Origin of the sequence: Pseudomonas sp. MG-9 (assembly GCF_018729515.1) — a bacterium.
Lineage (GTDB): Bacteria > Pseudomonadota > Gammaproteobacteria > Pseudomonadales > Pseudomonadaceae > Aquipseudomonas > Aquipseudomonas serboccidentalis.
In genome coordinates, this window is the sequence record NZ_JAHHZH010000007.1 from 85683 (window position 1) to 97822 (window position 12140).

11 protein-coding genes are annotated in these 12140 nt (G+C 60.7%); 5 read left to right on the top strand and 6 right to left on the bottom strand.

The window, feature by feature from the left end; all coding sequences use genetic code 11:
* Positions 1 to 99: 99 nt before the first annotated feature.
* A complete protein-coding gene (locus KKQ10_RS18970; protein WP_215501976.1) occupies positions 100 to 2421 on the top strand; it encodes a hybrid sensor histidine kinase/response regulator in 2322 nt (773 codons plus the stop codon).
* Here the strand turns inward: KKQ10_RS18970 and KKQ10_RS18975 are convergent.
* From KKQ10_RS18975 to msrB, 3 genes are all read right to left on the bottom strand, one after another.
* The gene (locus KKQ10_RS18975) at positions 2405 to 2866 is read right to left on the bottom strand and encodes a MarR family winged helix-turn-helix transcriptional regulator (RefSeq protein ID WP_127648760.1); all 462 of its coding nucleotides are present in this window, start codon (positions 2864 to 2866) and stop codon (positions 2405 to 2407) included. The genes KKQ10_RS18970 and KKQ10_RS18975 overlap by 17 nt on opposite strands.
* On the bottom strand, positions 2863 to 3348 hold the full coding sequence (locus KKQ10_RS18980) for a glutathione peroxidase (protein WP_127648761.1): 486 nt from the start codon (positions 3346 to 3348) through the stop codon (positions 2863 to 2865). Before KKQ10_RS18980 ends, KKQ10_RS18975 begins: the two co-directional genes overlap by 4 nt.
* 101 nt (positions 3349 to 3449) lie before the next feature.
* Positions 3450 to 3845: a peptide-methionine (R)-S-oxide reductase MsrB gene (msrB, locus tag KKQ10_RS18985; RefSeq protein ID WP_215501977.1), complete on the bottom strand. Its 396-nt coding sequence runs from the start codon at positions 3843 to 3845 to the stop codon at positions 3450 to 3452.
* A gap of 223 nt (positions 3846 to 4068) precedes the next feature.
* Between msrB and KKQ10_RS18990 the strand changes: the two genes are divergently transcribed.
* Positions 4069 to 5280, top strand: a complete 1212-nt coding sequence (locus KKQ10_RS18990; RefSeq protein ID WP_127648763.1) for a pyridoxal phosphate-dependent aminotransferase — start codon at positions 4069 to 4071, stop codon at positions 5278 to 5280.
* Between the two features lie 304 nt (positions 5281 to 5584).
* Positions 5585 to 6472 (top strand): protease HtpX, encoded by an 888-nt coding sequence (gene htpX / locus KKQ10_RS18995; protein WP_007964827.1) that lies wholly within the window; start codon positions 5585 to 5587, stop codon positions 6470 to 6472.
* A 199-nt stretch (positions 6473 to 6671) separates the two neighbouring features.
* Here htpX and KKQ10_RS19000 read toward each other — a convergent pair whose 3' ends face one another.
* Positions 6672 to 7322, bottom strand: a complete 651-nt coding sequence (locus KKQ10_RS19000) for a thiopurine S-methyltransferase (RefSeq protein WP_215501978.1) — start codon at positions 7320 to 7322, stop codon at positions 6672 to 6674.
* 103 nt (positions 7323 to 7425) lie between these two features.
* Between KKQ10_RS19000 and KKQ10_RS19005 the strand changes: the two genes are divergently transcribed.
* A complete protein-coding gene (locus KKQ10_RS19005; RefSeq protein WP_215501979.1) occupies positions 7426 to 8193 on the top strand; it encodes a DODA-type extradiol aromatic ring-opening family dioxygenase in 768 nt (255 codons plus the stop codon).
* Positions 8194 to 8354: 161 nt separating this feature from the next.
* On the opposite strand, the gene KKQ10_RS19010 is transcribed toward KKQ10_RS19005, so the two are convergent.
* The gene (locus tag KKQ10_RS19010) at positions 8355 to 10028 is read right to left on the bottom strand and encodes a DEAD/DEAH box helicase (protein ID WP_007964821.1); all 1674 of its coding nucleotides are present in this window, start codon (positions 10026 to 10028) and stop codon (positions 8355 to 8357) included.
* Between the two features lie 422 nt (positions 10029 to 10450).
* Here KKQ10_RS19010 and KKQ10_RS19015 point away from each other — a divergent pair, with 422 nt between their 5' ends.
* Positions 10451 to 11242: a crotonase/enoyl-CoA hydratase family protein gene (locus KKQ10_RS19015; RefSeq protein ID WP_127648766.1), complete on the top strand. Its 792-nt coding sequence runs from the start codon at positions 10451 to 10453 to the stop codon at positions 11240 to 11242.
* A gap of 115 nt (positions 11243 to 11357) precedes the next feature.
* Here the strand turns inward: KKQ10_RS19015 and KKQ10_RS19020 are convergent, their stop codons facing one another.
* Entirely contained in the window at positions 11358 to 12113 is a 756-nt protein-coding gene (locus tag KKQ10_RS19020) for a spermidine synthase (protein ID WP_127648767.1), read from the bottom strand.
* Positions 12114 to 12140: the final 27 nt, after the last annotated feature.

Consider the following 12140-nt stretch of genomic DNA (forward strand, 5'->3'; position numbering starts at 1 on the left):
CGCCGCGCCCTTGTTACAAGGCGATTCGGGAACCTCGGTATCCATACATGATCGACTATGCTTGAGCAGCGAAGGGAAACGGAAGTGGTTCATCACCCTATGGATATCAAATTCACCCACCGGCTGTCTTACAAGCAAGCCAGACTCACTGTGCTGGTCGGGTTCATTCTGGGCACGCTGCTCAGCCTGCTGCAAATCGGCATCGATTATGCCAGCGAAGACGCCTCCATCAACCGTGAAATCCTGTCTTTGCTGGAAATCAGCCACAATCCGGCATCGCGGATCGCCTACAACATCGACTCCGAACTGGCCCAGGAACTGACCCTGGGTCTGTTGCGTTCGCCGGCGATCATCTCTGCGCAACTGACCGACAACAATGGCAACGTCCTGGCCAGCGTCAAACGCCCGGAGCTGCAAAGCGGCTATCGGGTCATCAGCGACTTCCTGTTCGGTGCCAAGCGCGAATTCGAAGACCGCCTGTACCTCGACCACTTGCCCAACGAGTCGCTGGGCATTCTGAGCCTGGAAGTCGACACCTACGCGTTCGGCAGCCGGTTCCTGCGCCGCGCCGAAATCACGCTGTTCAACGGCTTTGCCCGCAGTCTGATCCTCACCGGGATTCTGCTGGCCTTGTTCTACGTGATGCTGACCAAGCCACTGGTGCGGCTGATCCGCGAACTCAGCGCACGCGATGCGCGCAGTGCGGAACACACAATGCTGGAGTGTCCGGCCGGACACGCCAACGACGAAATTGGTGTGCTGGTCAGGGTTGCCAACCAGCAGTTCGACAACATCGCCACAGAAATCCAGCAACGGCGCAACGCCGAAAACCGCCTGACCGATTACCTCGGGCAACTGGAGCACATCGTTTCGGCGCGCACCGCCGAGCTGAAGGCCATCAACGCCCGGCTCAGCCAGTCCAACCAGGAACTGGAAGTGGCCCGCAGCACCGCACTGGACATGGCCGAAGCGCGTTCGGCGTTCCTCGCCAACATGAGCCACGAGATCCGCACTCCGCTCAACGGCTTGCTGGGCATGATCGCCCTCTCCCTCGACGGGCCGCTGAACGCCGAGCAGCAGCAACAACTGTCGATTGCTCATGACTCGGGCAAGGTCCTGGTGGAGTTGCTCAACGATATTCTCGATCTGTCCAAGTTCGATGCCGGGCAACTGGAGCTGGAGCACATCCCGTTCGACCTCGGTTCACTGATCGAGGACACCGCCAACCTGTTGTCACAGAATGCGGCGCCCAGTGTCGAGCTGACGTGCCTGATCGACCCGCACTTCCCGGCATTGGTGTTGGGGGATCCGACCCGGGTGCGGCAGATTGTCAGCAATCTGCTCTCCAACGCGCTGAAGTTCACCCGTTTCGGCCGCGTCGATGTGCGTCTGTCCGCCCACCAGGACGGGGTGCGCATCGAAGTCTGCGACACTGGCATCGGCATCGCCCAGGACGCCCAAGTGAAAATCTTCCAGCCGTTCACCCAGGCCGGTGCCGGCATCACCCGTCAGTACGGCGGCACCGGCCTCGGTCTGGCGCTGACCTACAACCTGTGCGAAGCCATGCAGGGTCGGCTGACGATCAGCTCCGAGGCCGGTTTCGGCAGTCAGTTCTGTGCCGACCTGCCGCTGCCATGCCACACCCGGGCGGTCATGCCGCCGCCGCTGCACGGCAAGGTACTGGCGATCACCGCTGCCAGCAGCGGGTTGGCAGAGTTGCTCAAGACGCTGCTGCCGGTGTGGGGCGTAACCTATGAGCAGCGCACCATGGACGACCCGTTGCTGGGCCTCTCCCCAGACTTGCTGATCACCGATTGCCCGGAATGTCTGTTCAGTCTGCGCCCGACGCTCAGCGCGCCGATCCTGGTGGTGACGGCCTATGGCAGTTTCATGCCCGGTGAAGAAGCCGCCGCGCTGGCACCGTTACAGCAGCAAGCGCGGCCGTTGGCGCGCAACGCGCTGTATCAGATCCTGCGGCGCATCCTGCTGGCCGACATCACCACGATCAACGACGCGCGCCTTGACAGCCAACCGGTTCAGCGGCGCGGAAAGGTGCTGCTGGTGGAGGACAATCCGGTCAACCAACTGGTGGCCAAAGGCATGCTCGGCAAGCTCGGCTGCGACGTGGTGGTTGCGGCCCACGGCGCCGAAGCGCTGGATCAACTGGAACACGATGAATTCGATCTGGTACTGATGGACTGCAACATGCCGGTGATGGACGGCTACGAAGCGAGCCGGCAGATTCGCCAGAGCGGGCGCTGGCCGCACCTGCCGATCGTCGCGCTGACCGCCAACGCCATGTCCGAGGAGCGCGAACGTTGCCGTGCCGCTGGCATGAGCGATTACCTGGCCAAGCCGTTCCGCCGCGAAGAGCTGGCGGCCCTGCTCGACCAATGGATCCCGACTACGTCAGCGCTTTGATCTGCCCCAGCAGGTGATCGAGGCCATTGCGCAAATCGTTGAGCCGATCAAGATTCACCCCGCTGTCGCACAACAAGCGAGCCTTGAGCGGCCCGACCTGTTCGCGCAGCGCCTGCCCTTGCGGCGTCAGGCTCAGATGAACTTCACGCTCATCACGCGCCGCACGCTGACGCTGCACCAATTGCAGTAGCTCAAGACGCTTGAGCAGCGGCGTCAGGGTGCCGGAATCCAGCGCCAGACGCTCGCCCAGAGACTTGACCGTCGGTTGCTCCGGCGCACTGTCCTGCCATTCCCACAGCACCAGCATCGCCAGGTATTGCGGATAGGTCAGGCCGAGCTGATCGAGCATCGGCTTGTAGGCGCGAATCACCGCCCGGGACGCGGCATACAACTTGAAGCACAACTGATTGTCGAGCTTCAGCGAATCAACGGGCAGGCTGTTCATTTGAGCAGGGCTTCGATCTCGCCGGTCAGGTCCTGCGGCTTGGTGGCCGGGGCAAAACGCTTGACCAACTGGCCATCCTTGCCGATCAGGAACTTGGTGAAGTTCCACTTGATGCCTTGGGAGCCGAGCACACCCGGAGCGCGCTTTTTCAACTGCACAAACAGCGGATGGGCGTCGGCGCCGTTGACGTCGATCTTCTTGAACAGCGGGAAACTGACGCCGTAGTTCAGCTCACAGAACTCGCTGATCGCGCCCTCGTTGCCCGGTTCCTGCTTGCCGAACTGATTGCACGGGAAACCCAGTACCACCAGGCCCTGATCCTTGTAGGTCTGCCAGAGTTGTTCCAGCCCCTTGTATTGCGGGGTGAAACCGCATTTGCTGGCCGTATTGACCACCAGCACCGCTTTGCCGGCGTAATCGGCGAGGGTCTTTTGCTCGCCCTTGATGTTCGTGACCGGGATATTCAGCAGGTTGTCGCTCATGGGTCGGCTCCACGGGTTATCGGGAAAGGCCAAACATAGCGAGCAATTAAATTGTGTGCAATTTAATTATCCGAAAGGCGACCCACAGGTCGCCCGTTCGATTACTCGCGTGGTACCAGATCCAGGCACACCGAGTTGATGCAGTAACGCAGGCCGGTCGGTGGCGGACCGTCAGGGAATACATGCCCCAAGTGCGCATCGCAGCGGGCGCATTTGACCTCGGTGCGAATCATGCCGTGGCTGGTGTCGCGGATTTCGGTCATGGCGCTTTCGCCGATCGGCGCATAGAAGCTCGGCCAGCCGCAGCCGGAATCGAATTTGGTCGTGGAATCGAACAGCGGCTCATTGCAGCAGACGCAATGATAGACGCCGTCGGTCTTGGTGGCGTTGTATTTGCCGGAGAACGGCCGTTCGGTCGCACTGAGACGGCACACGTTGTACTGCTCGGGGTCGAGCATCGCACGCCATTCTTCCAGGGTTTTTTCCAACTTTTCCATCATCACACCTCAGCGGCTGAAAAAGCCCGATCTGTATCTTTTCCACGGATCGGGTGGCACGTATGATTGCGCCTCGTCACACGCCAGTCTGGCAGCCAGACCGGGCGCATTCAAACGGATTCTCGGCGCCACGGCGCAAGACTCCGCCTGTGCGAAGACGCAGGAATCCCAGCACGGTTGTCCATCCGCCGTCTGGATCGTTCATTTTCGGGATCACATCGCCATGCAGTTCAGCAAATCGAACAAGCTCGCCAACGTCTGCTACGACATCCGCGGTCCGGTGCTCAAGCACGCCAAACGTCTGGAAGAGGAAGGTCAGCGCATCCTCAAGCTGAACATCGGCAACCCGGCGCCATTTGGTTTCGAAGCACCGGACGAAATTCTCCAGGATGTGATCCGCAACCTGCCGACGGCGCAGGGCTACAGCGACTCCAAAGGTCTGTTCAGCGCACGTAAAGCGGTGATGCAGTACTACCAGCAGAAAAATGTTGAAGGTGTCGGCATCGAAGACATCTACCTGGGCAACGGCGTGTCCGAACTGATCGTGATGTCGTTGCAGGCGCTGCTCAACAACGGCGACGAAGTACTGGTGCCGGCGCCGGACTACCCGCTGTGGACCGCCGCCGTGAGCCTGGCCGGTGGTAACGCCGTGCACTATCTGTGCGACGAGGGTGCCAACTGGTTCCCAGACCTTGCCGACATCAAGGCCAAGATCACCCCGAACACCAAGGCCATGGTGATCATCAACCCGAACAACCCGACCGGCGCGGTGTATTCGAAGGAAGTGCTGCTGGGCATGCTGGAAATCGCCCGTGCGCACAATCTGGTGGTGTTCTCCGACGAGATCTACGACAAGATCCTCTACGACGATGCCGTGCACGTCTGCACCGCTTCGCTGGCCCCGGACCTGCTGTGCCTGACCTTCAACGGCCTGTCGAAATCCTACCGCGTGGCCGGTTTCCGCTCCGGCTGGATCGCCATCTCCGGGCCGAAACACAATGCCCAGAGTTACATCGAAGGCATCGACATTCTGGCCAACATGCGCCTGTGTGCCAACGTGCCGAGCCAGCATGCGATCCAGACCGCGCTGGGCGGTTATCAGAGCATCAACGACCTGGTGCTGCCGCAAGGTCGCCTGCTGGAGCAGCGCAACCGCACCTGGGAGTTGCTCAACGACATTCCGGGCGTCAGCTGCGTCAAGCCGATGGGCGCGCTGTATGCGTTCCCGAAGATCGACCCGAAGGTCTGCCCGATCCACAACGACGAGAAATTCGTCCTCGACCTGCTGCTCTCCGAGAAGCTGCTGGTGGTGCAAGGCACGGCGTTCAACTGGCCGTGGCCGGATCACTTCCGGGTGGTCACCCTGCCGCGTGTCGACGATCTCGAGATGGCCATCGGACGCATCGGTAACTTCCTCAAGTCCTACCGCCAGTAACCGGTCAACAGTGCGCAACGGCCCCCACGTTGCGCACTGTCTGATTCAGCAACACTTCTGCCCTCCCCGCCTCGCTGCGCCTTCTACACTTGCGATTCATATGGCTTACACGCATCTGACGTAATGGCGGCGGGCGGCGGCTGTCTGTCATCCCTTTCGGTTTCGGTCGTGGGGAATGACCTGCAGACCATGGAATTCGCTGTAGGACACAGTTTGAAATAGTCACTCGGTTGAATCACCCCGTGCCGCACCTTATATACCCCGCAGTACGCTACATCTTTAGCTTGAGGAGATTTCTACAACCATGATGCGCATCCTGCTGTTTTTGGCCACTAACCTGGCGGTCGTGCTGATAGCCAGCATCACCCTGAGCCTGTTCGGCTTCAACGGGTTCATGGCGGCCAACGGGGTTGATCTCAACCTCAGTCAGCTGCTGGTTTTCTGTGCGGTCTTTGGTTTCGCCGGTTCCCTGTTCTCGCTGTTCATCTCCAAGTGGATGGCGAAGATGAGCACCAGCACCCAGATCATCAGCCAGCCACGCACCCGGCATGAGCAATGGCTGCTGCAAACCGTCGAGCAACTGTCCCGCGAAGCCGGGATCAAGATGCCTGAAGTCGGTATTTTCCCGGCCTACGAAGCAAACGCCTTCGCCACCGGCTGGAACAAGAACGACGCGCTGGTCGCGGTCAGCCAGGGCTTGCTCGAGCGCTTTTCGCCGGACGAAGTGAAGGCCGTACTGGCCCACGAAATCGGTCACGTGGCCAACGGTGACATGGTCACCCTGGCATTGATCCAGGGCGTGGTGAACACCTTCGTGATGTTCTTCGCGCGGATCATCGGCAACTTCGTCGACAAGGTGATCTTCAAGAACGAAGAAGGCCAGGGCATCGCCTACTACGTGGCGACCATCTTCGCCGAACTGGTTCTGGGCATCCTCGCCAGTGCCATCGTCATGTGGTTCTCGCGCAAACGCGAATTCCGTGCCGACGAAGCCGGCGCACGTCTGGCCGGCACCAACGCGATGATCGGCGCCCTGCAGCGCCTGCGCGCCGAACAGGGCCTGCCGGTGCACATGCCGGACACCCTGAATGCCTTTGGCATCAACGGTGGCATCAAGCAGGGCTTTGCCCGCATGTTCATGAGCCACCCGCCGCTGGAAGAGCGTATCGACGCGTTGCGTCGTCGCGGTTGATCCATCGGGTGCAGTAACGAAAAGGCCCGCAGCGATGCGGGCCTTTTTTGATTGATTGAAATAATTGTTTGCTCATTCTGCCCCTATCGCGAGCAGGCTCACTCCTACAGGGTTCTGTGGTGCACGCAATTCGCGAGTCACCACAAATCATTGTAGGAGTGAGCCTGCTCGCGACAGGGCCGACACTGACTGCAAAAATCTACTGCCCAGAAACCCGGTAAACCCGCTCCTCCAACCGCGTCACCCCCGCCTGCAGGAACTTCCAGCTCTCCCCCAGCACATCCTGCTCTTCCAGCATCCGCACCTGCCAGGCACCACCCAGCAACCGCTGCACCTCGTCGTCGTCAACCGCAAACGGCGGCCCGGACATCTGCGCCTGATCGTAATCCAGCGTGATCAACAGCCCTTGCACAGTCGGCGGCAGGATCTGCTGCAGATGCGCCGCGTAACGCTCACGCATCGCTGGCGGCAAGGCAATCAGTGCCGCCCGGTCATAGAACGCTGCGCAATCCGCCACATCGCCTGCGGTCAGTGCAAAGAAATCCCCGCACCACAACTCGATGGCGTCGGCACGGTAGACCTTGAACGGCCCTTTGTCGCTGACCTGCGGCGTTACCTGATGCTCACTGAAAAAGTCCTCGATGGCCTTCTTCGACAACTCCACCCCCAGCACCTGATGACCACGCCCGGCCAGCCACAGCAGATCCAGACTCTTACCGCACAACGGCACCAGCACCCGCGCCGGGAGGGTCAATTGCGGCCAGTGACGTTGCAGATACGGGTTCACCTCAGGCTGATGAAAGCCGATCTGATTGGATTCCCACTTCTTGTGCCAAAACTCAGGCTGCATGCATCACCCCAATAAATTCGATCAAAAGGCGTTAAAACTTATATTAGATTTAGATCAATGATCTGACTGAAGATGGGCCATCTTACCGCTCAGGAACCTTTCCATGTTTCCCAGCCTGTTTATCTCCCACGGCTCGCCGATGCTGGCCCTGGAACCCGGCGCCAGTGGCCCGGCCCTCGCACGTCTGGCGGCCGAGCTGCCGAAACCCAAAGCCATCGTCATCGTTTCTGCCCACTGGGAGAGCCAGGAACTGCTGGTCAGCAGCAATCCGCAGCCGGAAACCTGGCACGACTTCGGTGGCTTCCCGCGCGCCCTGTTCGAAGTGCAGTACCCGGCCCCCGGTGATCCGCAACTGGCAGCCGAGGTCGCCCAATTGCTACAAGCCGCGCATCTGCCGGCACGCCTCGATCCGCAACGACCTTTCGATCACGGCGTGTGGGTGCCACTGTCGCTGATGTACCCACAGGCCGATATCCCGGTGGTGCAGGTGTCGCTGCCGAGTCGCGGCGGCCCGGCGTTGCAAACCCGTGTCGGGCAAGCGCTGGCGAGTCTGCGCGATCAGGGCATTTTGCTGATCGGTTCCGGCAGCATCACCCACAACCTGCGCGAACTGGACTGGCACGCCGGGCCGGAAAGCGTCGAGCCGTGGGCCCGGGACTTCCGCGACTGGATGATCGACAAGCTGGCGGCCAATGACGAAGCGGCCTTGCACGACTACCGCCAGCAAGCACCAAATGCGGTGCGCAGCCATCCGAGCGATGAGCATTTGTTGCCGCTGTATTTTGCCCGCGGTGCCGGGGGTGAGTTCAGCGTGGCGCACCGGGGGTTCACCATGGGTGCGCTGGGCATGGATATTTATCGTTTCGGTTAAAAGCAAAAGATCGCAGCCTGCGGCAGCTCCTACAGGAGGAACGCGTTCCAACATGTAGAAGCTGCCGCAGCCTGCGATCTTTTGATCTTGAAAGACAGGCAAAAAAAATCCCCGAACCAGTCGGGGATTTTTTATGTTCGATCAATCAGCCCAAGGGCAGATCAATCTTCGCGGTAGCGACGCAGTTTCAGCTGCTTGCCAGCGACGCGAGTGTCCTTCAGCTTGGTCAGGAGTTTGTCCAGACCATCTTCCGGCAGCTCGACGAGGCTGAAGCTGTCACGCACCTGGATGCGACCGATTGCTTCGCGGGCCAGACCACCTTCGTTGAGGATGGCGCCCAGCAGGTTCTTGGCGGCGATACCGTCACGCGCACCCAGCGCGGTACGGCAACGGGCACGACCTTCGCCCAAAGGCATTGGCGCGCGACGCTCGCGGTCACCACGATCCGGACGATCACCGGAACGCTCAGGACGGTCACCACGCGGTGCGTTGTTCGGCACCAGTGGACGTTCCTTCTCGATCGCTGCCAGGTTCAACGCTTGACCGTTGGTAGCTTTGCGCAGCAGGGCTGCAGCCAGTGCACGCGGGGTGCAACCGATGTCAGCGGTCAGACGATCCAGCAGTTCGCCGTGAGTCGACTCGGCATCAGCGACCAGCGGCGACAGGCTGTTGGTCAGTTTCTTGATGCGTGCATCGAGAACCGCCTGAGCGTCCGGCAGACGCACTTCGGCAACCTTCTGACCGGTGACACGCTCGATCACTTGCAGCATGCGGCGCTCACGCGGAGTCACCAGCAGCAGCGCACGACCTTCGCGACCGGCACGGCCGGTACGGCCGATACGGTGCACGTAGGATTCCGGATCGTACGGCATGTCCACGTTGAATACGTGGGTGATGCGCGGAACGTCCAGACCACGGGCAGCAACGTCGGTCGCGACAACGATGTCCAGACGGCCATCCTTGAGCGAGTCGATGACGCGCTCACGCTGGTTCTGGGCGATGTCACCGTTCAGCGCAGCGGCTTTGTAGCCTTTGGCGTCCAGGGCACTGGCCAGATCCAGGGTCGCTTGCTTGGTGCGCACGAACATGATCAGAGCGTCGAAATCTTCCACTTCCAGCAAGCTGAGAACGGCAGAGGTCTTCTGGTCAGCGTGAACCAACAGGTGAGCCTGTTCGATCGCGGTAACGGTCTGGGTCTTGCTCTGGATCTTCACGTGCTTCGGATCGCGCAGGTGGCGCTCGGCGATGGCACGGATCGACTGCGGCAGGGTCGCCGAGAACAATACGGTCTGACGGGTTTCCGGCATGGCCTTGAAGATGACTTCCAGGTCGTCCATGAAGCCCAGTTTGAGCATTTCGTCCGCCTCGTCCAGAACCAGGTGGTTCACGGTGGCGAGGACTTTTTCGTCACGACGCAGGTGGTCGCACAGACGGCCCGGAGTGGCGACAACGATCTGTGCGCCATTACGGATTGCTTTCAATTGTGGGCCCATCGGCGCGCCGCCGTAGACAGCCACAACAGTTACGCCCGGCATTTGCTTGGCGTAGGTTTCGAAAGCGGTTGCAACTTGCAGCGCCAACTCACGAGTTGGGGCCAGGATCAGAGCTTGCGGCTCGCGCTTGGACGGATCAATGCGGTGCAGGATAGGCAGGGCAAAGGCAGCGGTTTTACCGGTACCGGTTTGCGCCTGACCAATCATATCGTGACCGGCGAGGATGATCGGGATCGACTGCTGCTGAATGGCCGAAGGCTCTTCATAGCCGGTAGCGACTACTGCAGCGACAATATTGGGATGAAGTTCAAGAGCGGCGAAGCCGCCGATTTCCTGGGTCATGGGTCTGCCTCTAAGTGCATCCGCAAAGACCCATGCTCCAAAGCTGCACATGCCGTGTTGAGACTCAAGAGTCGCCCTGGCAGCTTTGTCGGCGGGGATTTGCGAAAACGTATGAATGAAAAAGAATCGTCAAGGAAGAGCCCGCAGTGCGGACATGCAGCCGAAGCTGACTTCGGGGAATTGCGCTACCTAAACGCGGCCCGGTTAAAGGCCGGCGCGCACTATACCGGAATTTGCCCAAAAAGGGAGCTTTTTTTATCGCTTGAATCCGTGTGTCACCGCTGTGTAACGGGGTTTTGCGGATAATCATGCGAAGGTCTATTTTTCAAAAGGCCCGGCCCTGCGGGTGATGACGCTTAAACGATTCACCGATGTGCGGCATACCGTCGCTGCACCCGCCCTTCCCGCCCGAGGATTTACCCATGAATCAGCCCTGCCCCGGCCGCGTCAGCCGTGAACGTCGTGGTCATGTCCACTTGATAGGCCTGGATCGAGCCGCCAAACGCAACGCATTCGACCTCGACCTGCTCAACGCGCTGAGTCTGGCCTACGGTGAATTCGAGGCCGACAGCGAGGCGCGGGTAGCCGTGGTGTTCGGGCATGGCGAGCACTTTACCGCGGGTCTGGATCTGCTCAACGTCAGCGCCGCCCTCGCCGAAGGCTGGCAGGTTCCGACCGGCGGTTGCGACCCCTGGGGGGTGTTCGTCGGGCCACGGGTCAGCAAACCGGTGATTGTCGCCGCCCAGGGTTACTGCCTGACCATTGGCATCGAGCTGATGCTCGCGGCGGATATCAACCTGTGCGCGAGCAACACCCGCTTCGCGCAAATGGAAGTGCAGCGGGGGATTTTTCCTTTTGGTGGCGCGACGTTACGTTTTCATCAGGTGGCTGGCTGGGGCAACGCGATGCGCTGGCTGCTGACCGGTGATGAGTTCGACGCGCATGATGCCTTGCGCTTGGGTTTGGTGCAGGAAGTCATGGCCAGCGAGGACCTGTTGCCGCGAGCGCTCGAACTGGCCGAACGGATTGCCCGGCAGGCACCGCTGGGGGTTCAGGCGACGCTGATGTCGGCGCGGCAGGCGCGCTATGAAGGCGAGACGGCGGCAGCGCAGGGGTTACCGGCGCTGGTGAAGAAGTTGCTGGGCAGTGAGGATGCCAAGGAGGGAGTGCGGTCGCTGGTGGAGAGGCGGCCTGGAATCTTCAAAGGGATCTGATGAACTGCGCCCCCTGTAGGAGCTGCCGAAGGCTGCGATCTTTTGACTTTGGTTTTAAAAACAAGATCAAAAGATCGCAGCCTTCGGCAGCTCCTACAGTTGACCGAGTCCCCACTCAGGTGGCTGGGCGGATACTGTTGATCAACGACTGCAACGAATACCCCAACTTCGGCGCCAGCGCTTCGGCCCGGGCCGTCAGGGCCTGCATGTCGAGTGCCTGATCGAGGTCTGCCGGCACAATCAGAATCACGTTGCCCTCCTTCACCGGCAGCTCCCAGTAATGCCGGTGATAGAGCCCGCGCAACAGCGCGGCGCCCAGTGGCTTGCCGTCATCGGTGGCCCACTGGTTGATCACCAGCCAGCCGCCCGGATTCAGGCGTTTCTGGCAGTCACCGAGGAAACTCCAGGCCAGATGCCCGACACCCGGGCCGACGTCGGTGTAGAGGTCGACAAAGATCAGATCCGCAGGCTCGGCGGTCGGCAGCAGCTCCAGCGCATCGCCGACACGAATGTAGAGCCTCGGGTCGTCATCCAGTCCAAGGTATTCGATGGCCAGGCGCGGTACATCCGGGCGCAGTTCGATGGCTTCGACGTCTTCCAGCGGCAGGAACTTGAGGCAGGCCTGAGTCAGCGTGCCGGCGCCGAGGCCGAGAAACAGCGCGCTCTCCGGTTGCTCATGGCACAACGCGCCAATCAGCATCGCCCGGGTGTAGTCGTACTCCAGCCAGCTCGGATCGGCGGTGAACACGCAGCTTTGCTCAATCGCGTCGCCGAACTCCAGAAAGCGGTAATCGGCCACTTCCAGCACGCGAATCACGCCGAACTCATCCTGTACCTCGGCGAGCAGATGCTCGACGCGCTCCTCAGTCATTTCGTCTCCTGATGGTCACCGGGCGCG

Excerpts from the sequence above, each read along its gene's own strand:
- KKQ10_RS18970 (WP_215501976.1), top strand. The coding sequence starts at position 100 with ATGGATATCAAATTCACCCACCGGCTGTCTTACAAGCAAGCCAGACTC.
- KKQ10_RS18975 (WP_127648760.1), bottom strand. The coding sequence starts at position 2,866 with ATGAACAGCCTGCCCGTTGATTCGCTGAAGCTCGACAATCAGTTGTGC.
- KKQ10_RS18980 (WP_127648761.1), bottom strand. The coding sequence starts at position 3,348 with ATGAGCGACAACCTGCTGAATATCCCGGTCACGAACATCAAGGGCGAG.
- msrB (WP_215501977.1), bottom strand. The coding sequence starts at position 3,845 with ATGGAAAAGTTGGAAAAAACCCTGGAAGAATGGCGTGCGATGCTCGAC.
- KKQ10_RS18990 (WP_127648763.1), top strand. The coding sequence starts at position 4,069 with ATGCAGTTCAGCAAATCGAACAAGCTCGCCAACGTCTGCTACGACATC.
- htpX (WP_007964827.1), top strand. The coding sequence starts at position 5,585 with ATGATGCGCATCCTGCTGTTTTTGGCCACTAACCTGGCGGTCGTGCTG.
- KKQ10_RS19000 (WP_215501978.1), bottom strand. The coding sequence starts at position 7,322 with ATGCAGCCTGAGTTTTGGCACAAGAAGTGGGAATCCAATCAGATCGGC.
- KKQ10_RS19005 (WP_215501979.1), top strand. The coding sequence starts at position 7,426 with ATGTTTCCCAGCCTGTTTATCTCCCACGGCTCGCCGATGCTGGCCCTG.
- KKQ10_RS19010 (WP_007964821.1), bottom strand. The coding sequence starts at position 10,028 with ATGACCCAGGAAATCGGCGGCTTCGCCGCTCTTGAACTTCATCCCAAT.
- KKQ10_RS19015 (WP_127648766.1), top strand. The coding sequence starts at position 10,451 with ATGAATCAGCCCTGCCCCGGCCGCGTCAGCCGTGAACGTCGTGGTCAT.
- KKQ10_RS19020 (WP_127648767.1), bottom strand. The coding sequence starts at position 12,113 with ATGACTGAGGAGCGCGTCGAGCATCTGCTCGCCGAGGTACAGGATGAG.